This window comes from Bacillus sp. MRMR6 (assembly GCF_001940785.1).
Lineage (GTDB): Bacteria > Bacillota > Bacilli > Bacillales > Cytobacillaceae > Neobacillus.
In genome coordinates this window covers 14,259-36,898 of sequence record NZ_MSLS01000006.1, presented here as the reverse complement: position 1 = coordinate 36,898, position 22,640 = coordinate 14,259, and the positions used below count along the sequence as shown (strand labels likewise).

Annotated in this window: 21 protein-coding genes, 1 pseudogene and 1 riboswitch; of the genes and pseudogenes, 17 read left to right on the top strand and 5 right to left on the bottom strand. The window is 38.5% G+C overall.

The annotated features are described in order from the left end of the window. Positions 1 to 94 precede the first annotated feature (94 nt). Positions 95 to 2,230, top strand: coding sequence for a DNA helicase RecQ (gene recQ, locus BTR25_RS08315; RefSeq protein ID WP_075687603.1), 2,136 nt, complete (start codon positions 95 to 97; stop codon positions 2,228 to 2,230). A 107-nt stretch (positions 2,231 to 2,337) separates the two neighbouring features. Here recQ and BTR25_RS08310 read toward each other — a convergent pair whose 3' ends face one another. After that, entirely contained in the window at positions 2,338 to 3,129 is a 792-nt protein-coding gene (locus BTR25_RS08310; protein WP_075687602.1) for a formate/nitrite transporter family protein, read from the bottom strand. Between the two features lie 207 nt (positions 3,130 to 3,336). On the opposite strand from BTR25_RS08310, the gene yfkAB reads away from it, so the two are divergent. Further along, entirely contained in the window at positions 3,337 to 4,446 is a 1,110-nt protein-coding gene (yfkAB, locus tag BTR25_RS08305) for a radical SAM/CxCxxxxC motif protein YfkAB (protein ID WP_075687601.1), read from the top strand. Here yfkAB and BTR25_RS28085 read toward each other — a convergent pair. Beyond that, positions 4,398 to 4,685: pseudogene (locus BTR25_RS28085) on the bottom strand (MFS transporter); the annotation flags it as partial. The gene yfkAB and the pseudogene BTR25_RS28085 overlap by 49 nt on opposite strands. A gap of 171 nt (positions 4,686 to 4,856) precedes the next feature. Continuing rightward, a riboswitch (SAM riboswitch) is annotated at positions 4,857 to 4,964 on the top strand. Between the two features lie 119 nt (positions 4,965 to 5,083). Between BTR25_RS28085 and BTR25_RS08295 the strand changes: the two are divergent. The 9 genes from BTR25_RS08295 (at position 5,084) to BTR25_RS08255 (ending at position 12,900) form a co-directional block, all read left to right on the top strand. Next, complete coding sequence (locus BTR25_RS08295; RefSeq protein ID WP_075687600.1) at positions 5,084 to 6,193, top strand: sugar ABC transporter substrate-binding protein; 1,110 nt, start codon at positions 5,084 to 5,086, stop codon at positions 6,191 to 6,193. A gap of 219 nt (positions 6,194 to 6,412) precedes the next feature. Next, positions 6,413 to 7,915 (top strand): sugar ABC transporter ATP-binding protein, encoded by a 1,503-nt coding sequence (locus BTR25_RS08290; RefSeq protein WP_254842656.1) that lies wholly within the window; start codon positions 6,413 to 6,415, stop codon positions 7,913 to 7,915. Between the two features lies 1 nt (position 7,916). Continuing rightward, a complete protein-coding gene (locus tag BTR25_RS08285) occupies positions 7,917 to 8,909 on the top strand; it encodes an ABC transporter permease (RefSeq protein WP_075687599.1) in 993 nt (330 codons plus the stop codon). Positions 8,910 to 9,190: 281 nt separating this feature from the next. Next, entirely contained in the window at positions 9,191 to 9,958 is a 768-nt protein-coding gene (locus BTR25_RS08280) for a threonine/serine exporter family protein (protein WP_075687598.1), read from the top strand. Positions 9,959 to 9,970: 12 nt separating this feature from the next. Continuing rightward, the gene (locus BTR25_RS08275) at positions 9,971 to 10,429 is read left to right on the top strand and encodes a threonine/serine exporter family protein (protein WP_075687597.1); all 459 of its coding nucleotides are present in this window, start codon (positions 9,971 to 9,973) and stop codon (positions 10,427 to 10,429) included. 479 nt (positions 10,430 to 10,908) lie between these two features. Next, positions 10,909 to 11,136 (top strand): hypothetical protein, encoded by a 228-nt coding sequence (locus tag BTR25_RS28080; protein ID WP_075687596.1) that lies wholly within the window; start codon positions 10,909 to 10,911, stop codon positions 11,134 to 11,136. After that, positions 11,076 to 11,612 carry an amidase family protein gene (locus BTR25_RS28075; RefSeq protein WP_254842664.1) on the top strand — a complete coding sequence of 179 codons (537 nt, stop codon included), beginning with the start codon at positions 11,076 to 11,078 and terminating at the stop codon, positions 11,610 to 11,612. The genes BTR25_RS28080 and BTR25_RS28075 overlap by 61 nt, the downstream gene beginning before the upstream one ends. A gap of 89 nt (positions 11,613 to 11,701) precedes the next feature. Then, positions 11,702 to 11,863, top strand: a complete 162-nt coding sequence (locus tag BTR25_RS28070) for a hypothetical protein (RefSeq protein WP_254842655.1) — start codon at positions 11,702 to 11,704, stop codon at positions 11,861 to 11,863. A 14-nt stretch (positions 11,864 to 11,877) separates the two neighbouring features. Then, complete coding sequence (locus tag BTR25_RS08255) at positions 11,878 to 12,900, top strand: potassium channel family protein (RefSeq protein ID WP_075687594.1); 1,023 nt, start codon at positions 11,878 to 11,880, stop codon at positions 12,898 to 12,900. Between the two features lie 27 nt (positions 12,901 to 12,927). Here BTR25_RS08255 and BTR25_RS08250 read toward each other — a convergent pair whose 3' ends face one another. The 3 genes from BTR25_RS08250 to BTR25_RS08240 are packed head-to-tail and all read right to left on the bottom strand — an operon-like array spanning position 12,928 to position 14,890. Beyond that, positions 12,928 to 13,314 carry a DUF350 domain-containing protein gene (locus BTR25_RS08250; RefSeq protein WP_075687593.1) on the bottom strand — a complete coding sequence of 129 codons (387 nt, stop codon included), beginning with the start codon at positions 13,312 to 13,314 and terminating at the stop codon, positions 12,928 to 12,930. 38 nt (positions 13,315 to 13,352) lie between these two features. Continuing rightward, positions 13,353 to 14,576 carry a glutathionylspermidine synthase family protein gene (locus BTR25_RS08245; RefSeq protein WP_075687592.1) on the bottom strand — a complete coding sequence of 408 codons (1,224 nt, stop codon included), beginning with the start codon at positions 14,574 to 14,576 and terminating at the stop codon, positions 13,353 to 13,355. Positions 14,577 to 14,578: 2 nt separating this feature from the next. Next, a complete protein-coding gene (locus BTR25_RS08240) occupies positions 14,579 to 14,890 on the bottom strand; it encodes a hypothetical protein (protein WP_075687591.1) in 312 nt (103 codons plus the stop codon). 94 nt (positions 14,891 to 14,984) lie between these two features. Between BTR25_RS08240 and BTR25_RS08235 the strand changes: the two genes are divergently transcribed. The 6 genes from BTR25_RS08235 to BTR25_RS08210 all read left to right on the top strand — a co-directional run bounded on the left by BTR25_RS08235 (position 14,985) and on the right by BTR25_RS08210 (position 22,483). After that, a complete protein-coding gene (locus BTR25_RS08235; RefSeq protein WP_075687590.1) occupies positions 14,985 to 15,434 on the top strand; it encodes a hypothetical protein in 450 nt (149 codons plus the stop codon). 89 nt (positions 15,435 to 15,523) lie between these two features. Continuing rightward, complete coding sequence (locus BTR25_RS08230; RefSeq protein ID WP_075687589.1) at positions 15,524 to 16,789, top strand: ATP-binding protein; 1,266 nt, start codon at positions 15,524 to 15,526, stop codon at positions 16,787 to 16,789. A gap of 226 nt (positions 16,790 to 17,015) precedes the next feature. Then, on the top strand, positions 17,016 to 18,431 hold the full coding sequence (bcaP, locus tag BTR25_RS08225) for a branched-chain amino acid transporter BcaP (RefSeq protein WP_075687588.1): 1,416 nt from the start codon (positions 17,016 to 17,018) through the stop codon (positions 18,429 to 18,431). 182 nt (positions 18,432 to 18,613) lie between these two features. After that, positions 18,614 to 19,852, top strand: coding sequence for an ATP-binding protein (locus BTR25_RS08220; RefSeq protein WP_075687587.1), 1,239 nt, complete (start codon positions 18,614 to 18,616; stop codon positions 19,850 to 19,852). Between the two features lie 137 nt (positions 19,853 to 19,989). Further along, the gene (locus tag BTR25_RS08215; protein ID WP_075687586.1) at positions 19,990 to 21,156 is read left to right on the top strand and encodes an HD-GYP domain-containing protein; all 1,167 of its coding nucleotides are present in this window, start codon (positions 19,990 to 19,992) and stop codon (positions 21,154 to 21,156) included. 139 nt (positions 21,157 to 21,295) lie between these two features. Next, positions 21,296 to 22,483 (top strand): hypothetical protein, encoded by a 1,188-nt coding sequence (locus BTR25_RS08210; protein WP_075687585.1) that lies wholly within the window; start codon positions 21,296 to 21,298, stop codon positions 22,481 to 22,483. Positions 22,484 to 22,640 lie beyond the last annotated feature (157 nt).

Here is a 22,640-nt window from a genome sequence, read left to right as displayed (position 1 = left end):
TAAACACAATAACCTGCCAAAAACTCCATTCATCCAAAGTGAATAATAAGTTATAATGATATAAGATATAACTCTATGGAGAGGAGTGACTCGTTTGTTTGAAAAAGCGCAGCAATTTTTACAATCACATTTTGGCTATTCTTCCTTTCGAAACGGTCAAGAACAGGCCATCAAATCTGTACTGAATGGGGAAAATACCATCTGTGTCATGCCTACTGGCGGAGGGAAATCGATTTGCTATCAAATCCCCGCACTTGTGCTCCCGGGTACAACCATCGTCATCTCACCCCTAATCTCACTCATGAAAGATCAGGTAGATGCCCTCATTCAGGCAGGAATTTCAGCCACCTTTATTAACAGTTCATTAAGTTACAATGAAGCAGCAGACAGGATGTGGGAAGCGAAGCAGGGAGAGTACAAGCTTCTTTATGTTGCACCTGAAAGACTAGAATCACGTGAATTCATCGAGGACTTAAGACAGATGGACATTCCATTAGTTGCCGTCGATGAAGCACATTGTATCTCACAGTGGGGACATGATTTTCGTCCAAGCTACCGACATATTCAACAAATGGTGAAAAACCTCCCGCAGCGGCCAATTGTGCTAGCTCTAACAGCAACAGCTACTCCAAGGGTACGTGAAGATATTACAGAAACACTCGAAATTGATGAAGAAAATTCAATCGTAACAGGATTTGAACGGGAAAACCTATCTTTTTCGGTGATAAAGGGGCAGGACAGACTTCCTTTTTTACTAGATTATATAAGAAAAAATAATAAAGAAGCTGGAATTATATACGCGGCCACTAGGAAAAATGTTGACCTGCTTTATGAGAGACTGAGGAAAGAAAAGATCAATGCTGCCCGCTATCATGCCGGAATGGGAGAAAACGACCGCACACGAGAACAAGACCGTTTTTTAAAGGATGAAGCATCGGTCATGGTTGCCACCTCCGCTTTTGGGATGGGAATTGATAAATCGAATATCCGCTATGTTTTTCATTTTCAGCAGCCCAAAAATATGGAGAGCTATTATCAGGAAGCGGGCCGTGCTGGACGTGATGGGCTTGAGAGTGAATGTATTCTGCTCCATTCTTCACAGGATGTACAGATTCAGCGATTTTTAATTGATCAATCACATGACAGGAGCAGGATTACGCAGGAACTAGAAAAACTACAGCAGATGACCGATTACTGCCATACGGAGGACTGCCTGCAGGAATATATTTTAAAATATTTTGGTGAAACAGAGACAGAACCATGCGGACACTGCGGCAATTGCTTGGATTCAAGAACGAGTATCGATGTGACAAAGGAAACGCAAATGGTGTTGTCTTGCATGATTCGGATGGGACAGCGCTTTGGAAAAACATTAACTGCACAAGTCTTAACAGGTTCGCGAAATAAAAAAGTAACGGAGATGGGTTTTGACAAGCTAACCACCTATGGAATTATGAAGAATCAAGGTGCAAAAGAGGTAGGCGATTTCATTGAATTCTTAATATCACAGGAGTTAATTGCGATTGAACAAGGGCAATTTCCTACACTCTATGTTTCCCCAAAAGGAAAAGAGGTTTTACTAGGAAAAGAACAGGTTCATCGAAGAGAATCTGTTAAGGTTAAGGAAATTGCGAAGGACGATCCATTGTTCGAAACCCTTCGTGAAGTAAGAAGGCAAATAGCTGAAGCAGCAAACGTACCTCCATTCGTTATTTTTTCAGATGCTGCCCTAAAAGATATGTGTGCCAAGCTTCCAAAAACAAATGAGGAGTTCTTACAAGTGAGTGGAGTAGGAGAGCACAAATTGCAAAAATATGGACTTGAATTTATTCAAGCAATCCGATCATTTTGTGAAGTCCATCCTGACCGTGAGCCTGTAGGAGGGGCATCGACAGTTCCCCAAAAAAAGGCTGTCAAAAAAACCGTAACGGATTCACATCTAGAAACGCACAAGTTACACCATGAGAACTTATCCATCAAGGAAATAGCAGAAAAACGGGAACTAGCTGTCAGCACGGTTGAAAGCCACCTCATTCAATGTGCCCAGCAGGGGATGGAGGTTAATTTCTCAAGTCTCATACCTAGTGAATACATGCCTTTATTGCAAAAAGCGGTGGAGGAAGCAGGCCGTGATCGTTTAAAGCCAATTAAGGAGTTACTTCCAGAGGAAGTCAGCTATTTTATGATTAAAGGGTATCTATATTTTTTGAGTAAAAAAAATAGTTATTAGACTATTCTTAATAATTGTCGACTGCCGTATAACTTTGTTGATATTTCCCGGGAATATGTCGATTCAATCTCAACAAAAAGGCCTCACGTATGTCATGAGGCCTTACATTATTCTTGCTCGTACTCATCCAAAAACGGTTTGTTAACAAAATAATACATCCATGCCATGAGCAATCCACCGCCGATTAGATTACCGATAGTAACCGGTATTAGGTTATGGACTACGCCCGCCCAAGAAATGGTTCCAGGATGATTCACAACTAAGGCTATAGCGAAGGTACACATATTTGCAATACTATGTTCATATCCTGAAATGAAAAAGCAGAAAACAAACAGAATCATCGAGAACATTTTTGGACCATCACCTTTTAAGCTCATCGGAATGAAGAATGCCAAGCAGACAAGCCAATTACATAGAATTGCTCGGAAAAACAATTCCATCGTCGGGACATGCATTTTCTTTTCAACGACATTTAGTAAAAAACCATTTACCGAAGAATCTTCGAATAGGCCAGTTGTAAAGATTAAGAAGGCAAAGACCGCTGCACCCAAAATATTGCCGATATAGCTGCTAATCCATAGTTTCGTTACCTCCAGCCATTTAAGCTTTTTGCGCAGTGCAGCGTAAGTGTAATAGAAGGTATTACCTGTAAATAAATCACCACCACCGTAGGCAATCAAGATAATTGCTGCACCAAAGGTGAGGGCTGCCATGGGATAGGTTAACGGAGAATGCTCCATATAAAAATAATTTCCTGTTTTAAAAGCAACGATGACGCCAAAACCAATATACATACTTGCAAGCATCGCTCTTAAAATATATCTTAATAGACTTTGTCTAAAGACTTTTACTTTCTTTAGAGCTAATTTTTCAACCTCTCTTAAGGGTTGCATTTCCATAATCACATTCACCATCCACTGATATCATTTATCATCTCTTTAGTATCTTAAAAAAAATAACCATTTATGTACAGAGATTTCCAACTTTTAGAATAATTAACGACACAGTGTTCATAGTTTTTTTCAAATATACATGACTAAGATTCATTCTTTCAGCTATAATGGAATGGTTTTTATAACTGACTTAAAGGAGTTACAAAGAAATCGATGAAAAAAATAACCCCAGAATTTGACCCATGGGAAGCCTATTTAGATATAGAACAATACGGAAAGCCCCGGCTAACTAATATTGAGTTCACCACTACTACTCTATGTAATATGCGCTGTGAACATTGTGCAGTAGGTTATACACTGCAGACAAAAGACCCAGTTGCACTACCTATTGATTTACTGCTGCAGCGATTAGAGGAAATTCCAATGCTCCGTTCACTAAGCATCACTGGCGGAGAACCGATGCTTTCGAGGTCATCCGTTAAAAACTATGTTGTTCCAATTTTAAAATATGCGCATGAACGGGGAGTCCGTACGCAACTAAACTCAAATTTAACACTTGATTTAGAGCGTTACGAACCCATCATTCCTTATTTAGATGTTTTACATATTTCGCATAATTGGGGCACTGTAGATGATTTTGTTGAGGGCGGTTTTGCAAGGATGGAAAGAAAACCAGATTATTCTCAGCGGGAAACGTATTTTCTTAGAATGATAGAAAACAGCAGGGAACTGGTGAAAGCAGGGGTAATGGTTTCTGCTGAAACGATGCTTAACAAGCGAACAGTACCTCATTTAGAAAATATCCACCGGCAGATTGTAGATGAAATGCTCTGCCAGCGTCATGAGGTGCACCCAATGTATCCTAGCGATTGGGCCAGCAGTTTAGAATCATTGACATTAGATGAAATTAGGAAGGCGATTCAAAACTTGCTTGATATTCGTGATGAAAAGGTATGGATGCTGTTTGGAACATTGCCTTTTTATGCATGCAGCAGCAATCCAGAGGACTTGGAACTGCTGAAAAGGCTCTATCAAAGCAATAATGTAACTGTCAGGAATGACCCTGATGGACGTTCACGTCTGAATGTAAATATTTTTAATGGCGACATTATTGTCACCGATTTTGGCGATACACTCCCCCTCGGTCATATCCATTCAACCAAATTGGAAGACGCCTTTCAAAATTGGCAAAACTCAGCAGTTTCAAAGGAATTAAGTTGTCATTGTCCTGCTGTTTCGTGCCTTGGACCTAATATATTGGTGAAAAATAGCTATTATCGTGAAACGGACTTTAAGCAATTGCAAAACAAAATAAGCAAATAAAAAAGCAGGTGTGCCTGCTTTTTTAAAACCGTATATTTCAGAAGTTTTGGATGGCGTTGCATGGCGATTAATAAGATCACTCCGCTTATGATTAGAAGGGCACTAGTACTGATAAAAACAGCCGAGAATCCAAGGTAACCGGAAATAAATCCCCCTAACATTGGGCCGATTATGTTTCCGAGAAACCTTAAACTAGTATTATAGCCTAAAACCTCCCCCTGCATCGCCATTGGTGCCTTATCGTTTGGCCATCTCCGAGTGAGTCATTTGTTAAAATAAGCCAATAAACCTCGAAAGAGCAGGATCGTTATAGTGGAAAAATGAAAATATTTAGAAAACACTATTGACAAATTGTTAATAGGAGATTAAATTTAGTTTATCGCTTTACAACGCTAAATGAATAATACGTTCTCTTATCAAGAGTGGCAGAGGGACTGGCCCGATGACGCCCAGCAACCGTTCCGTTAGGAATTGGTGCTAAATCCTGCAAAACAAGAAATTGTTTTGAGAGATAAGAGAGGAGTAGTCCCAAAATTTGTGATGAAACCTCTCTTTTCTGGAGAGGTTTTTTTGTTTTTTACTCTCTGTCCTCGATTGGTAAGATCGTTCGTACATAACAAACAAGGGGGAGCTTAACGTGAAAAAGAATCTATTAAAGAGCACAATTGTTTCAGCAATAGCAGCAACACTTCTACTGACCGGCTGTGCATCTGGTGGAGAAACAAAACAACCAAGTGGAAGCACAAAGATTGAAGGGGTACCTGAACGATTTGCAGAAGGGGATCAGCTAAAAATTAAAGTTATTCGTAAAATCGGCGGAGATGATCATACGGCCCAGTTCCTAGCTGGTGCTAAGCAAGAAGGGGAAGAATTAGGTTTTAAAGTAGATGTATTTACAGCAAATGGAGATACAGCGAAATTCCACGATGCAATCAATCAAGCATTAAACCAGGGTTATGATGGATTTATCATTTCACACGGTGACGATGACGCAACTGTTAACGATGTGAAGGAAATTGTGGAAGCAGGTAAAAGTGTCGTAGCGTTCGACTCAAATGCAAATTTGACTACTGTAGAAGGAGTTACACTAACTTCCCAGGATGATGAAGCATTAGCAACCCTTGCACTTGAACAATTAGTAAAAGATACAAATGGTGAAGCTAATATTGCATACCTTTGGGTTGATGGGTTCCCTCCAATGGTTAGACGTAACAAAGTATACCAAGATGTACTCTCGAAAAACCCTGGCTTGAAGGAAGTGGAGCGTTTTGGTGTAGCAGCAGCGGATACAAGTGTACAAACACAAAATGCAGTAGCTGCGATGCTTAATAAGTATCCAAAGGGTGAGCTTGATGCGATCTTTGCGACATGGGATGCATTTGCAATCGGCGCCGCTCGTGCACTAAAAGAAGCTGGCCGTGAAGAAGTGAAAATTTATGGAATTGATGTTTCTAATGCAGACTTACAAGAAATCCAGCGTGAAGGCAGTGCGTGGAAGTATACAGCCGCGGTTGACCCTAAGTTAATCGGTGCGGTAAATATGAGACTACTAGCGAAGAAATTTGCAGAGGAAGAAACACCACAAACCTATGACCTAGAAGCATCTTTAATCTCTCAAGAAGGTTTACAGAAATCAAAAGAACCAGTTAACATGGTGAATCTAGCTGAAATCATTGCTGGCTGGGGACAATCTGATGCATTTGAAGAAGATTGGATGAAGAAGCTAAAGGATCACTATAAGAAATAAAGTGAAACTGCCATCAGCGGAGGGGCTTCATCCTCCACGGATGGTTAGTTGAACTTATCGGGCTTTTACGGGCAGTTATCCCCCACCAAAAGTCTTGTTTGCACACTTAACCTTGAGGTGGGGGTATTACTGCCCGTTAATGCGGGATAAAGATAGTGGAGCATTCTCTTTCTCATGAGAGGAAGAGAATCTTTCATTTAGATAGGGGATGAATCCATCATGACAACATTAGAAATGAAGAATATCTCAATTGAGTTTCCGGGTGTACAAGCATTGAATAAGGTCGATTTCTCAATGCAAACAGGGAATATACATGCGTTGATCGGGGCAAATGGTGCGGGGAAATCTACGTTAATGAAGGTCCTTTCAGGAGCTTATGATCATTACACCGGTGAGATTATGATGGATGGACAGAACCTAAATATCCGTTCTCCCAAAGATGCAATGGATACTGGAATTCAAATTGTATATCAAGAAGTTGATACAGCGCTCATTCCATACTTAACTGTCGGCGAAAATATCATGCTGATGGATACAGTTCACAATATGGGTAAAAGGCAATGGATGAAATGGAAGCTTCTACATGAAAAAGCTGCTGCCATACTAGAAGAAATGAATGTCCATGTTTCCACGAAGAAACTTGTCAGTGACCTGACGCTTGCTGAAAAACAAATGATTTTAATCGCTCGGGCGATTTCTAAGCAATGTAAATTTCTAATCTTAGATGAACCAACTGCACCGCTAAGTCATACGGAAACAACAGAACTGTTTCGGATTGTTCAAGAATTAAAGAAGCAAAATGTAGGGATTATCTTTATCTCACACCGTCTTCCGGAAATCTTTGAGGTGTGTAATGAGATTACTATAATGAGAAATGGTGAATTGGTAGTAAGGGAAAGTATTTCTGCGACCACACCAAACAAAGTTGTTGAACACATGCTGGGACAAAAGCTAGAAGAACAGTTTCCGGTAAAAAATAATGAACTTGGAAATAACGTCCTTGAGGTAAAGGGACTTTCGGATAAAGAAAAAATTAAAGATTTATCACTTCATGTTAAATCAGGTGAGATTGTCGGGATTGCAGGACTAGTCGGAGCTGGTAAAACGGAATTGTGCAAAGCGTTATTTGGAGCTGAGGGTAAGTTAGCCAGCGGTGCAGTGGTGTTGAATGGGAAAACCTTAACCTTGAAAAGTCCGTATGATGCCGTGAAAAGCGGAATGGCTTTAGTACCTGAAGAACGGAGGAAGGAAGGGATTCTAGTACTAGAATCAGTTGAATCCAATCTATCAGCAGCCAATCTAGGTCGTTTTTCAAAAGTGTTGAGCTTTTTAGATCGTAAAAAAGAAAAGGATGCGGCAAAAGATTTAATCAAGAGGTTGGGAATTAAGACTCCTTCTGAGGAAACGAAGGTTCAGAATTTATCAGGAGGAAACCAGCAAAAGGTAGCTATTGGTAAATGGCTGGTAGCGGAAGCGGAGGTATATATCTTCGATGAACCGACAAAGGGGGTAGACGTCGGGGCGAAAAAGGATATTTTTGACTTGATTGTTGAATTAGCCAATCGAGGAAAGGCAATTATTTATGCTAGCTCAGAGCTTTCCGAAATTATCGGAATTACCGATCGTGTCTATGTTTTATATGATGGCCGGTCTGTTAAAGAATTAGAAACGAAGAATTCGAGTGAAGAAGAATTATTATATTATTCAGCAGGGGGCAGGTAAAATGGAGACAAATCTATCAGCGAAGAATCAGACCCCGAAATTTGATTTTTTTCAATTCCTATATAAATATGGAACGATCATCACGATTGTTGCCCTTATCATCATTTTTTCAGCGGCAAATCCTGCTTTTATTCAGGGCAATAATATCATTAATATCCTAAGATCTATCTCGATTGTCACCATTATTGCTATTGGGATTACCATCTCGTTATCGGTCAATGGATTCGACCTTTCAGTAGGCTCAGTCGCATCGCTATCAAATGCAATTGTCATCTCGATGTTTGTTTGGTTTTCACAGAATACCTTGGTTGCGATCATTGCTGCGATTGCTGCATCATTAATCGTCGGAGCGTTAAATTCATTTATGATTATAAAAATGAAAATTCCTGATATGTTAATGACGCTTGCCACCATGTTTATCATTCAAGGGATAGCATTAACTTATACAAAAGGGGCAACTGTTTCACAAAATATGGTGATGGCTGATGGGTCGATGGCTGAAGGTTTAATTAGTCCGTTTTTTTCCAAAATTGGAGAGGTTCCGTGGATCATCCTCATTATGATTGTGATTGTTGTTCTTGTTCATATTTTCTTAACTTATACGAAACATGGCAGATACATGTATGTTATTGGTGGGAATAAAGAGGCAGCAAGACTTTCGGGAATCCCTGTCAATAAATATAAAGTGGCAGCCTACCTGCTCTCCGCTCTATTCGCCTCAATTGGCGGAATGGTACTGGCGTCAAGAGTTATGACAGCAGAAATAAACTCTGGTGCTCCATACTTAATGGATTCAGTTGCCGCTGCCTTTATTGGTTTTTCTGTGCTAGGGGCTGGAAAGCCAAATGCCTTCGGAACCTTTATCGGTGCCGTCCTAATAGGAATCCTCGCGAATGGTCTCGTCATGATGTCTGTTCCGTATTACGCGATGGATATTGTGAAAGGAACTGTCCTCGCCTTTGCCTTGGCGATTACCTATTACAAACAAAAATAACATTGAATTTAGTAGCGGAAAGCTGGAGTTAGTAGCGGATAGCCGGACTTTAGTAGCGGATAGCCGGACTTTAGTTGCGGAAAGCTGGTTTTAGTAGCGGATAGCCGGACTTTAGTAGCGGATAGCTGGAATTAGTTGCGGAAAGCTGGATTTAGTTGCGGATAGGAGAACTAATCATCTCCAAGGGCGCCTTTACAAAAGGCGTCTTTTTGTTGATTAAAATTTGGTTTTTCTTTACACTTAGGGAATTATAAGAGAATGATTGTAGTGGTGAGAGTTAGATGGAAAATGAAGTAACACGGTCGGACACATACGACATTATGGAGGTTTGCTTGCTAGCCGGAAAAATCATGCTTCAAAGCGGTGGGGAAACCTATCGTGTCGAGGATACAATGATGAGGATTGCTGCAGCGTTTGGAATTGAAAGCACTCATAGTTATGTAACCCCGACAGGCATTATTTTCTCCGCAGAAGGCAGTGAACCAACGAAAACAAAATTAATCAGAATATCGACTCGTTCAACTGATTTAAAAAAGGTAGACATGGTGAACAGTATCTCGCGGAGAATCACGAGTGGGGAACTCCAATTAGAAGAGGCGCTAAAGCTTTTAAAAGAACTAGAATCTAAAAATGTAACCTACTCCTTCAAACTTCAAGTGGCGGCAGCATCACTAGCAAGTGGCTGTTTTATGATCATGTTCAATGGTGAGTGGGCTGATTTCATTCCAGCTTTGATTACGGGAGGAATTGGGTATGCGGGATTTTTATATCTCCATCGATTTATCCAAATCAAGTTTTTTTCTGAGTTTTTGGCGTCGTTCATCATTGGGCTGGTCTCACTGACCTTTATAAACGTTGGATTAGGAAATCAGTTGGATAAGATCATAATAGGCTCAGTAATGTCGCTCGTGCCTGGATTGCTAGTGACAAATGCAGTTAGGGATTTGATGGCAGGGCATCTGGTTTCAGGATTATCAAAAGGTGCTGAAGCAATTTTGACGGCCTTTGCGATTGGCTCAGGTATTGCGGTGGTATTTTCAATCATTTAAAAGGAGCGGAAGATGGATATTTTCGGACAGTTAATTACTAGTTTCGTTGCTACCGCTGCCTTTGGTGTCATTTTTAATGCTCCGAAGGAAACGCTAATACGGTGCGGGTTAGTCGGTATGGGAGGCTGGCTTATCTATTATGTAACAGAGGATTATACAGGTAATGCTATTATAGCCACGCTTGGGGCCACAATCTTTATCGGAGTAGTCAGTCAAGAACTAGCGAAATTTTACAAAACACCTGTGATAATTTTTAGTGTTGCTGGAATTATCCCCTTAGTGCCTGGGGGGCTCGCCTATGATACGATGAGGAAATTTGTTGAGAGTGATTATTATACAGCGGTTGCCTTGGGTGCAAAAGTAACGATGCTATCAGGCTCAATCGCCTTTGGTCTGGTTTTTTCAGAGGTAATTAATCAATTGATTCGAAAGGCGAGACATGAAAGGCTTAGAATCAAGCAGCTGCCATAATGATCTAAAATTGGGCGAAGGCAGAGGATTAACAATCCTCTGCCTTCTTTTGCTCTTTAAATCCTATGTTAGGATTTTCTAAAATTGTAACTTGTGAATGGTTGTTAAATTCAATTGTTCATCCATCGCAAGGTAAAAATTTATTTATAATAAATGGTATTAAAAGACCAATTTGCCGCGGTTACTCTTCCACCTGATGGTTTTATACCTAAACGACGTAAGCCCTACCTCTCTTACATCCTTACGGCTCCTAAGCCGATCCAGTGTGAATAAGTGTTACTTTTAAAACATAAGCAGAATGCCAGAAATAATTCTTACATTGCGTTATTTCATCTATCTATAACAAGTTACATAATTTTGAAGCACAATTAGTAATATTAAACCATTACACCGATTTTGTCAAGAATTGTAATTGGAAAGGAAAAACTGCTTCTTTAATAGAAGTAAATAGAGAATAGGTAAGGGAGAGGGTGTGAATAATGGAGGGGTTCGATTATAAACATTTTGATGGTCTTGGACTTGCTGAATTGATAAAAAAGAAAGAAGTTCAACCCAAAGAAGTGTTGAAAGATGCAATTAGAACGATTGAACAGCATAATTGTAAACTAAACGCAGTTATTCATAAATTATATGATAAAGCAGAGACATTGAGCCAAACAAGGGAAGCTATCTCGAGCAAACAAAAAGAACGCTTGATAAAAAGTTAACGCTTGCGTTTACCGTTCAATCGCCTCTGGGAACAGAAGTACATGAGGAATGCAAGGCGGCCGTAATAATAACAGCCAAATATTTAGAATCATTAGGACATGAGGTTGAAAAAGATCCTCCTATTGATGGAAAGAAAATTGCTCATAGTTACTTAACGATGTATTTCGGCGAGGTAGCGGCATTATTAGCGTCGCTTGAAGACGTCCTTGGACGAAAAGTGAAAATGAGTGATGTAGAAACCACTACATGGATTCTTGGGTTAGTAGGGAGGGCAACTTCAGCAGAGGAATTTGTTCTTAGTATTAGAGAATGGGACCATGCAACAATCGTGATGGAACAATTTCATGAAACGTATGATTTCTATTTAACGCCAACTACTGCCATGCCGCCAGCGAAAATTGGCGAACTTGAGCCGAAAAGCTCCGAGATGAGATTAATGCAGGTTGCGGGCTTCTTGGGGTTGGCGGAATATTAAAAAAATTAGGGATTTTTGAACAGGTAGCAGAGGATAACCTAAAAAGAACACCGTTCACACAACTTGCAAACTTAACAGGACAGCCTGCGATGACGGTACCCCTGCATTTAACTGGTGACGGACTGCCGGTAGGTGTTCAGTTCATAGCGGCACGAGGCAGAGAAGATTTACTCTACTCTTTAGCTGGGCAGCTTGAACTATCAGATTTGTGGGTGCCTGTTCAAGGTAATCCATTTTTCAATCATGAGTAGAAAGGAGTTACAGCATGATTTTTTTTCGCAAGATATTTTTAACAGTGTCTCGCTATCGTTATCGCACCGTATTTTTGACCACCCTTATCTATATTCTAATCAATGCGGAGATCATTAAATGGCTGGAACCAGAGACCTTTGACAGTACTTTCCAAGCCATTTGGTGGATGTTGACGACCATGACAACGGTTGGGTATGGGGATGTTTCTCCTGTTACCGTTGCAGGAAGAACTTGGGCGATGCTGGTAGTTTATACCCTTGGGATTGGTCTCTTTGGGTTTGTAATAGGAATGATTGTTGATGCAGTGACGAAATACAAACGAGCGAAGGAGGAAGGGAAATTGTCCTATAAAGGAGAAAATCATTTTGTTATTATGGGTTGGACAGCTAAAAGTAAAAATACCATTAAAGAGCTGATATTGGCAGATTCTATTACCGATATTGTATTAATTGATGACAAGGAAAAGACCCCATATGAGCACGAGCGCTTCCATTATATACAAGGAAGTCCTACGGATGTAGAGACCTTACGTAAAGCTAGAATTGAAAAATCTAAGGCAGTGCTGTTATTTGCTGAAGATGGTATTAGTAATCCGGATTTAGCAGATGGAAAAACACTGTTAACAGCATCCTCTATTGAAAGATATGATGAGGGAACTGAACAAAATATTTATACCATCGCTGAAATATTAAATGAAAAGCATGTTGAAAACTTTAAACATGTTAAAATTGATGAGTTTATTTTATCAAACGGCTCTGTCTCCAATCTGATGGCTAAATCAGCCCAGACAAAAGGAGCCAGTCACCTTTTTACCCAATTGTTAAGCAGACAAGATGAAGGCAGTGACCTTTGGGAAGTGGATGTAAAAAAAGAGTGGAAAACATATGGTCATGCGTATGATGACTTGAAAAGTAAAGGGGCCCAATTAATCGCAGATCGAAGCGATCTAAACATCCTTAAAAAGTTAAACGAACCAATACCGAAGGAAGCAAGTCTGCTTGTTATTTGTGATAAGCATACCTATAAGAAACTATAGAAAAAACGCATCAAATGATGCGTTTCTTTAATAGGTGATGCTGCCAGCTATAATAATCCCAATGGAGATAGATAAAAGCATGAGGAAGATTCCGACTGCCTGGTTATCCTCCTCAATACTTTGGTTGACATTAAACTTCGGTGTAAGAAGCTCTGCCAGGTAAAATACAATTATTTGTGCCAGGATTCCAATTGACCCCCATAGAAGCATATCCGTTAGTGAAATGGAATTGGCAAGCGAAGAATAGAGTACAATCGCAAGACCCAAGAGTCTTCCGCCAAGCACATAGCTAGCTGCTTTATTCCCTTTCGCCATCAAAGTGAATTCCTTTACTTTCGTCGTTACCTCCATTAAGAACAATCCAACTAGTAGCAGACCAAGTGCAACCAGCAAATAGATCAAGAAATTAATCATCATTCCAATCCTCCTTTTAAAACAATCGTTATAAGCCCCTAGTTTTTCTTAACGCCAACTGGTAAAAAATATGAGTCATTACCAGTAATTTTGTCACCAGCACGAATCCCAATACTGCTTGGTTTCCCCGCGATTAGAAATGATCCAATCACATAGGATAACTCCTCTAAACCTTTTTCTGTTTCAAGAGTGATGGCTGGCAGGGGAACATACTCTTGATAGACTGGCAGCTCATCCTTATAGGTTTGAAAAGGATTCTGCAAAGCCATTTCATTATTTTGATCAAAGAGCTTAATCGTGTCCCCTTCTCTCCCGAAGGAAGGTTTTTCAATAAAGGAGCTTTCACCTAGAAAAGTATCTGGTTCAAGGTATGTAGGCAGCATGTATTCGAAAATCCACTGCTGTTCTTCACTCGTATAAAATGCACCTTCTACAGCCAGACCCCAGATTAAACATTGAATCGATTTTGGCTGAAGGAGAAAGGCGGAGAGCGGATTAATAACCGAAATCTTCCTTTCTTTTACGAGTTGCAGCAGCTCAATTCCAACAGGTTCACCAGTTTCTAGGTCACGGTCCTCAAGTAAATGCTCGAGCGGATAGGTTTGACGATATAACACGTCAATGGGGCGACCATTAGCGTCCAATAAGGCATCTTTGCTAATTCTCAACTTAGTTAATGGAAGCATTTGATTGGCAATCTGACATAATTCGCTTAAATATAGGGTGGTATTCCAGTCCTCGATATGGTCATCATGGGCTGTGAAAACGATATTTGGAGACTGTATTCCCCGCGATGCTTCCTGCACAGCTTTTGTAATTGCAGAAGCAAGTATCATTTCTTGTGCTTCATTTGGGTTATGGAGATTAAATTCGCTGCAAAGTCTGCCGTTCATCTGAAAGCACTCGACGATAAACGTTGGTGTATCACTATTAAACTCAAGCATTTTAATACCATGTTCGGTTAATGCAAAATCAAACCTAGAAATCACTGATTCGGGAAACAATGCTTTTACTTTTAAAAAGGGCAGGGATGCAGATGGAAAGCCGAGTGCGAGCAGCTGGTCATCAGGCAGGGTTCGAAGGAGTTTAGCCGTTTTAAAGAAGACCCTTCCTAGACGTTCTGTCGCTTCCTGGACCTTGTGCAAAGTTTGTTCTTTTATAGGGAAAACATGATAAAGACTATACTCTCCGCCATATAAATCAGACCAAAAGGCGGGGAATTCAGAATAAAAATTTGATCTTTTCTCCTTGTATGTAGACATGGTTATCCCCCAAATCCACCTTTTGAACCACTGCCAAAGCCGCCCTTAAAGGATGAGGACGATTTATAAGAATTATAAGCAGAGGAGTTTAAAAGAGCAGATTTACTCCGATAAAACATTCCTCCATAGAAAAAATGCCCATAATGTCTCGAGGTGGTATCATCACACTGCCAGACACCTTGTTCATCGTCCCAATCCCAATCAGAGCAGCTTGGGTCATCTGGAGTCGGTGGTAAATCCTGCCCACAGCCTGCTAAGGTTCCGGCCATAAGAGAAGTAAGAACACCGGTTATAAGCCATTGGGTTTTCTTCACTTTCTCACTCTCCTTTTTTGAGTTATATTTTTATTATAAAAGTAAATTTTAGGAAAACAATGGTATATTGAAGAAAAGGAAAGAGGGATTGAGGATGAGACTGGAATATCGTCTGGATGATGAATATAAAAACTACCCTGCTTTATGGAACTATCCAAATATTTCTGTCAGTGAAGCGGTAGCAAGAATGACGTGTGAATTTTATGTTAAAGAGAGAGACACTTATATGGTAACAGCAACTGCTCTAGATCCAGATGGAACAACTGTTTTATATGTAAAAAAAGAAAGTTATCCTAATGACCCTTCAGAAAAGACCTACTCCCATATTGGCTTTGAAATACGGGAAATGACAGGTACAGGTTCCATACTTTTGGAGAGTAAGGATGTATGGGAACACGAAGAAATTGTAACCGCATTACATTCTGATTTCATCTATATTCAAAAGGAAAGAGCATTTAGGGAGTTTGCCTTGGATTCACGTGAAATCGATGAGGACCGGAAATGTTATGTGTACTATGGCAAATTTACAGGAAAAATGCGATAAATATTTATTTTTCTTGGATTTGAAGGAAATATAAAATTTTTGTCGTATTTTTTAATCATATTAAATGGAAACATTTTGGGGGAAGTAAAATGTTGGCAGAAAAGCTCCTTTTGAACATGTTAATTACGATATCACCAGTCCTGCTTTACAGTGTCCTTTCAGAAAAAAGAAAATTTACTTCACCTATCATCTGCGGTGTTTTACAAAGTACTGCGGCGCTTGCGTGTATGATTTTTACCTATGCCAGCTATGGTTTTAACTGGGACCTTCGGTACGTCCCGCTCATATTAGCTTTTCTTTATGGTGGACCGATTGTAGGTGCGATGGTCTTTGGGACTCTAATAACAGGGCGTGTGTTATTAGGGGGGGAGACAGTTATTTATGGACTGATCAATACTTTGGTTATATCAGCCATTCCGTTCCTTTTAATGAGAAAATTTATGGGGTTTAATCCGAATATGAGAGTGCTAATCACAACCTTAATTGGCGGGTGGTCCTTACTCGTTTGTTACTTTTCCTTTACCGTACATCAAAGTTTAATAGGGGAAGCGATTACGATTAATTTAAATATCCCGGACATCTTAATCGTTGGGATTATCAATACGATCGCCATTGCGATTGCAGCAAAGCTGAATGAAGGATTGATTGAACGAGTAAGAATGAAGGAAGAAATTCAAAGAGCTGAAAAGCTAAATACCCTTGGTGAGCTCGCGGCATCTATCGCCCATGAAGTTCGAAATCCTTTAACGGTTGTAAAAGGATTCCTGCAACTGATGAAGGAGGAAGAAAAGGGGAAAAAATATGAATATTTTACACTTGTTTTAAATGAGTTAGGACGTGCAGAATCAATCATTAATGACTATCTAAATTTTGCGAAACCGAAGTTTGAAAAGATTGAGGAGTTCTTGCTAGCTGAAGTATTAAACGAGGTACTGATGCTTTTAGAGCCTCTTGCTACCAAACAAGGTGTGCTGCTGGATAGTAAATTAGAACATAATGATTTTTTGCTTGTGACGGATCGAAACCAGTTAAAGCAGGCACTCGTTAATTTGGTGAAAAATGCAATTGAAGCAACCCCAGAAGGTGGAAAAGTATCAGTCACCTATAAACCTAATGGAAACCAGGCGTATATTTTTATCGTTGACACTGGCAAAGGAATGACCGCTGAACAACTGTCGAGGATTGGTACATTGTTCTATACAACAAAAGACAAGGGCACAGGTCTTGGAACTTCAGTTTCTCTACGAATTATTGAAACGATGAATGGAAAAGTCTCTTACAAGAGTGAGCCAGGTATTGGAACAATCGTGACGATGATTCTTCCTGAAGGAAAAAAAGAATTGCTGAGTTTATAGTTTACTAGCTAACCATCATAGAAGATGGTTGTTTTTTTTGTTTATCAATAAAATTAATTTACTCTATCGGAATAGTGTTATATTGGAAAAATTTCAAATTTCTCGTGACTATACTTACTTTATTTTTTTATTTTTAAAATAGATTGATTTTTTAGTAAAGTAATTATATTATTTCGTTATGTGTTTTTTGAGAAGCATGTTTTAACAGTTTCAGGGAGGAATTTTGATGAGTTTATTTAGAAAAAAGTCTATTCAGGCTTTGATAAAAGAAGTTGGTCAGAAAGATGCTGCCTTAAAGAAGGATTTAGGGGCATTTGATTTGTCTATGCTTGGCATAGGTGCCATTATTGGAACGGGTATTTTTGTTCTTACAGGAGTTGCGGCGGCAGAACATGCGGGGCCAGCGCTTATCCTTTCGTTTATTCTTTCAGGACTTGCCTGTGTTTTTGCAGCCTTATGTTATGCGGAATTTGCTAGCACTGTTCCAGTAGCAGGGAGTGCATATACCTATAGCTACGCGGTTTTTGGGGAAATCATAGCCTGGATTTTAGGATGGGTATTAGTTCTTGAATATGGTTTAGCTGCTTCAGCAGTGGCCAGTGGCTGGTCAGGTTATTTTCAAGGATTACTAGCTGGATTTGAAGTTCACCTGCCAAAAGCCATAACCAGCGCATACGATTCAGTAAATGGAACGGTAGTCGATGTACCTGCTATTCTTATTGTAATCTTAATAACTATGCTTTTAATGCAGGGTGTAAAGAAATCAGCACAATTTAATGCAATCATGGTGTTTATAAAGATTGCTGTAGTATTATTATTTATTGCTGTAGGTGTTTGGTATGTTGAACCAGCAAATTGGACTCCATTTATGCCTTTTGGTTTTTCAGGAGTTACGGTAGGTGCAGCAACTGTTTTCTTTGCTTATATCGGGTTTGATGCAGTTGCTACTGCAGCGGAGGAAGTGAAAAATCCTCAAAGGAATATGCCAATAGGTATCATTGCATCTCTGTTGATTTGTACTATCCTATATATAGCAGTATCTGCAATATTAACCGGAATTGTTCCATATACAGAGCTTGGGGTGAAGAACCCTGTTGCTTTTGCCCTTAACTATATCAATCAGGATTGGGTGGCTGGATTTATTTCATTAGGTGCGATTACGGGGATTACAACCGTATTGCTTGTCATGATTTATGGACAATCGCGCTTGTTCTATGCAATCAGCCGTGACGGGTTATTACCAAAGATTTTTTCTAAAGTAGATAAAAAGAAACAAACTCCAGTAGTGAATTCGTGGATCACTTGCATAATAGTAGCTCTATTTGCAGGATTTATTCCACTAGGTAAACTGGCTCATTTAGTTAACATTGGGACACTCTTTGCCTTTATGACTGTATCAATCGGAATATTATATTTACGTAAAAACAAACAGCTGCCAAAAACGGGTTTCCGTGTACCGTTTGTTCCAGTGATTCCAATCCTAGCTTTCTTGTTCTGTGGATACTTAGCCATCCAGCTTCCATTATCCACATGGATCAGCTTCATTGTGTGGCTAGTCATCGGATTAATTGTTTACTTTAGCTATGGATATAAACATTCTAAGCTTAGTCACAATGAGGAAAGCTTAAGGAAAGTAAGCTAAAAGACTAGTGAAAATTTTACCAGAGTAAGAGTCTTGCGGGATGCAAGGCTTTTTTTGTCTATTTTATCGATTTTTGTCGAATTTACCAAAATTATATCGTTATTTATTTGTTGAAAGATGATAAAATAGTAGGAGAAATATTTGACTATATTTAATGTTTTATTGTATAGGGGAGTATCGCAGTGAAAGAGGAACTTAGGAAAACGAAATTACTACATGAAGAAACCAAAGCTACAAAGTTTTTCATATGGTTATTCTATATATTCTTTATTATTTTCGAGGTAGTATATTTTTATATTGCCCCACGGTTAACAGGCGATGGTGTTATTACTAGACCAAATGATGGAATAGGTCTTTGGATGTACGTTCTAATAGCTGGTATTTTCCCAGTTTCGTACTATCTTCTTAAAATTGGAAAAGTGGAAAATATAAAATATATTTACTTTTTTAGTTTTATTTTCATTGATATTATCAATAACTTAATTATCTATCTAGGTACAGATGAGTCATTTGCAGCAGGTCATATAGTAGAAGTGTTGTTTATTCTCTTTTTACCAATATTTGTGAGTAAGAAATATTTTTGGACCGTATCTTCAGTTGTAGTTTTAAAATATCTCTTTATGGGACTTGTGTTAGAAGATAACTTGGTTCTTGTTCCTATCATTATTTATATGATATTATCAGCAATTGTCTATGTCATCTTAACTCGTTTTTACTCATATATTAGTTCTTTGAATAGTGCACATGAAGAACTAAGAAAAAAGGAAAAATTAGCGGTTATTGGACAAATGGCTGCAGCAATTGGTCATGAAATTCGAAATCCTTTATCTTCCTTAAGAGGCTTTACCCAATTGCAGCAAGAACGAAACCCTGATAATCATAATTATTACCCAATTATGATTCAAGAAATTGATAGAATTAATAAAATTGTCGATGATTTAATGTATCTTGGAAAACCTAGAATTATCAAGTATGATAAAGCTAGTATAGAAGAAATAATTGCATATACCTTATCGATAACTCAGCACGATGCTGAAAGAAGTCTAATAAAGGTTGAAACAATTATGGAAGGCCCTCTTCCGCCAATTGAATGTGATTCTCGGCAACTCAAGCAGGTGTTTCTAAACCTTATAAAAAATGCAATTGAATCAATGCTAGATGGTGGAAATATTCAAATTAAAGTAAAAGTAATAGATGGAAAAAAAATGATGATTACTATTAGAGATGAAGGCTGTGGAATTCCAGATGCTAACCTACTTAACCTAGGCGAACCTTTCTTTACCACAAAAATGGAAGGAACCGGTCTTGGGTTGATGGTGACAAATCAAATAATAAATGAGCATAAAGGTAATTTGAAATTTGAAAGCAGTCTTGATACAGGTACAACGGTAACAGTTGTTTTACCAATCACCCAAAAATAATTCTATAAATATACAAAAATCAACAATATACTATATTTCAACGTTATCATCAATGATATATAATGTAGAGGAATGTTGAATGATGTATGTATGAAAAGAAAATGTCGAATGAGTGTGCAGACACACTGGAGGATTTTATGATACCGCAAGAGGAAAAACAAACCGTTAAATGGTTTCTTCTAATATCTTACATTATTTTAATAGGGTATGACATTTTTTACTTTTATCTAGCTCCGACTCTGAATATTGTTAATAGAGAAGTTGGGTTACCGAGCCATTATTGGATTCTAAACTATTTGACCTTGTTTATTATAGTTCCGGTTTCCTTCTATTTGAATAAGATTGATAAGCATAATTGGGTTAAATATGTATTTATATTCTCGTATCTTTTTACAGCACTTTTGGTAGATGTTTTAACCTATTTAGGAAAACCTGATGACTATTTTAGTGGCAATGTAATAGAAGTATTTTTAATCTTATCATTACCTCTATTTCTAAATACTAAATACTTTTGGTCTGTAACTTTAGGATTTACTATTAAATATTTACTTACGGGATTAATTTTAAGCACATCTTATGTAATCATGCCAATTATCTTAATCTTAATATTATCAATCGTTTCCTTCTTTTTGCTTGTACGCTTTCAAGGATATGTTCGAGCAATTAGTAATTTGTATGACAATCAATTAGAAGGTATCGTGAAAGGTGTAATCGCCACCCTTGAGTTGAAAGATCCTTATACTAGAGGACATAGTGAACGTGTAGCTAGTTATGCACTAATATTAGCAAAACAAGTTGGTGAATTTTCAAATGAAGAACAAAAATCTTTTTATTATGCTGCTTTACTTCATGATATCGGGAAAGTGAATATACCTGATCATATTCTAATGAAACCAGGACGACTTACAAAAGAGGAATTTGACATTATTAAGACCCATCCTGTTGTTGGAACAGAGGCAGTGAAGAATGTTGAAGGGATAAAGGATAGTATTTGTGTTATCCGCTCTCATCATGAACGCTGGGATGGTAAAGGTTATCCGGACCAACTTAAAGGTGAGGACATACCATTGCTTGCAAGAGTGTCAGCAGTCGCAGATGCATTCGATGCTATGACTTCTTCGAGGTCATACCGTGAAGCAATGCCGGTGGAGGAAGCATACCGAAGAATTATTGAAGGTAAGGGTTCACAATTTGATCCTTTTTTAGTGGAAGAATTTAAAAAGGTTTATCCAGCTTGGGTCAAATTTCATGAAAATTATCAATGGACAAAAAAATGTGAAGTACTTAAGGAGGTGGATTCATGAAAATCCGTAAGCTTAAGAAGATTAAGACAACTTGCTGGTGGTGTCCATATTTAGGAGTAGGTAAGTAATTCTTGAGGGATGCTAGCTTAATGCTAGACATCCTTCTTTTTTATAAAAAATTAGATAGGAACGATGTTACTTGAATATAAACCATAATTCACGGCTTGCTACCGTTCCAATCGGTATTCGCAAAGATAAAAAACACTATATAATTGAAGATCAACACACAGGTGAATTTTATGAAATGCCTGAGGTCTGTATTGACGCCATAAATTTGTTAAACCAGGGTGAACAGCTGGGGGAGATTGAAAGGTTACTAAAGGAAAGATTCCCTAGTGAGGAAGTGGATCTTCTTGATTTTTCCGAACAGCTTCTTCAATTAAACTTAATTGCTGAAATCGACGGTGTAAAGGTTGAAAAACAGCAGAAGGAAAAGGGTCGGCCCGGTTTTTTAGCGATCTCTCCAAAAGTAGGGAAATTCTTTTTTAATAAGTTTTCCTTTGTTATCTATATTTGTTTATTTATCATAAATATTATTCTATTCATTCTGAATCCTTCATTATTGCCTCATTTTAAGGATGTATTTGTTTTTGATTATATGTTTTTAAATATCTTACTTTGGATGTCTTTGACATTTGTTCTTGTGCTTATACATGAATTTGGTCATATTTTGGCAATGAGAGCACACAACCTCCCAACAAGATTAGAGGTTGGTCATCGATTATTCCTGGTAGTGCTCGAAACAGATATGTCGACAGTATGGAAATTACCCTCTAAAGCTCGTAACCAGTTATTTTTTGCAGGACTATGCTTTGATACTGTACTCCTAACGATTAGTTTAATGGCCCAGCTGCTTATTGCTAATAAATCAGTCGTCCTCGGTGGGATCATTACCCTTGCTGCATTGGATATCCTTCTGAGAATGCTATATCAATGCTGTGTTTACATGAAAACAGATCTATATTTTGTGCTTGAAAATAAATCAGGCTGCTATAACTTAATGGAAAATGCAAAGCAGTTTATTAATAGTAAACTACGATACCAACAGACAAATACAAAGACAGAGGTCGTATTTAAGGGTGAAAAAAATACGATCATGCTCTATGCTGTCTTTTATTTCTCTGGGGTAGTTCTGACGATTGGACTGTTTAGTATTTTTTATATTCCACAAATGATCTATGCTTGGCAACAGGTTCTTCCAGGTTTTCAACAAGCACCGACAACCTATGCCTTTTGGGACGCAGCCATATTTTCAGTGCAAATCGTTATTGTAGTAGTGCTGCTTTCATATTCATGGGTCAAAAAGTACCATCGTAGTAGTTTGTGACAGAGTTTTGTCTAATTCCGGTTTTCTAGGGGTTTTTTCCCCTGAGGATGGGGGAGTTCCCCGATATAGAAAGCACTAACGTTTTTCTTACAATAAGAGTAAGAAAAACGTTAGTGCTATTTTTTTAGGAGGAATTCAAGTGCAGGCAAATTCTACT

What these genes read in the sequence shown, in the direction of transcription:
- BTR25_RS08235 (WP_075687590.1), top strand. Translation starts at nt 14,985, where the DNA reads ATGAGACTGGAATATCGTCTGGATGATGAATATAAAAACTACCCTGCT.
- BTR25_RS08250 (WP_075687593.1), bottom strand. Translation starts at nt 13,314, where the DNA reads ATGATTAATTTCTTGATCTATTTGCTGGTTGCACTTGGTCTGCTACTA.
- BTR25_RS08275 (WP_075687597.1), top strand. Translation starts at nt 9,971, where the DNA reads ATGGATATTTTCGGACAGTTAATTACTAGTTTCGTTGCTACCGCTGCC.
- BTR25_RS08255 (WP_075687594.1), top strand. Translation starts at nt 11,878, where the DNA reads ATGATTTTTTTTCGCAAGATATTTTTAACAGTGTCTCGCTATCGTTAT.
- BTR25_RS08290 (WP_254842656.1), top strand. Translation starts at nt 6,413, where the DNA reads ATGACAACATTAGAAATGAAGAATATCTCAATTGAGTTTCCGGGTGTA.
- BTR25_RS28070 (WP_254842655.1), top strand. Translation starts at nt 11,702, where the DNA reads ATGACGGTACCCCTGCATTTAACTGGTGACGGACTGCCGGTAGGTGTT.
- BTR25_RS08215 (WP_075687586.1), top strand. Translation starts at nt 19,990, where the DNA reads ATGATACCGCAAGAGGAAAAACAAACCGTTAAATGGTTTCTTCTAATA.
- BTR25_RS08245 (WP_075687592.1), bottom strand. Translation starts at nt 14,576, where the DNA reads ATGTCTACATACAAGGAGAAAAGATCAAATTTTTATTCTGAATTCCCC.
- BTR25_RS08310 (WP_075687602.1), bottom strand. Translation starts at nt 3,129, where the DNA reads ATGGAAATGCAACCCTTAAGAGAGGTTGAAAAATTAGCTCTAAAGAAA.
- BTR25_RS08230 (WP_075687589.1), top strand. Translation starts at nt 15,524, where the DNA reads ATGTTGGCAGAAAAGCTCCTTTTGAACATGTTAATTACGATATCACCA.
- bcaP (WP_075687588.1), top strand. Translation starts at nt 17,016, where the DNA reads ATGAGTTTATTTAGAAAAAAGTCTATTCAGGCTTTGATAAAAGAAGTT.
- yfkAB (WP_075687601.1), top strand. Translation starts at nt 3,337, where the DNA reads ATGAAAAAAATAACCCCAGAATTTGACCCATGGGAAGCCTATTTAGAT.
- BTR25_RS08285 (WP_075687599.1), top strand. Translation starts at nt 7,917, where the DNA reads ATGGAGACAAATCTATCAGCGAAGAATCAGACCCCGAAATTTGATTTT.
- BTR25_RS08280 (WP_075687598.1), top strand. Translation starts at nt 9,191, where the DNA reads ATGGAAAATGAAGTAACACGGTCGGACACATACGACATTATGGAGGTT.
- BTR25_RS28080 (WP_075687596.1), top strand. Translation starts at nt 10,909, where the DNA reads ATGGAGGGGTTCGATTATAAACATTTTGATGGTCTTGGACTTGCTGAA.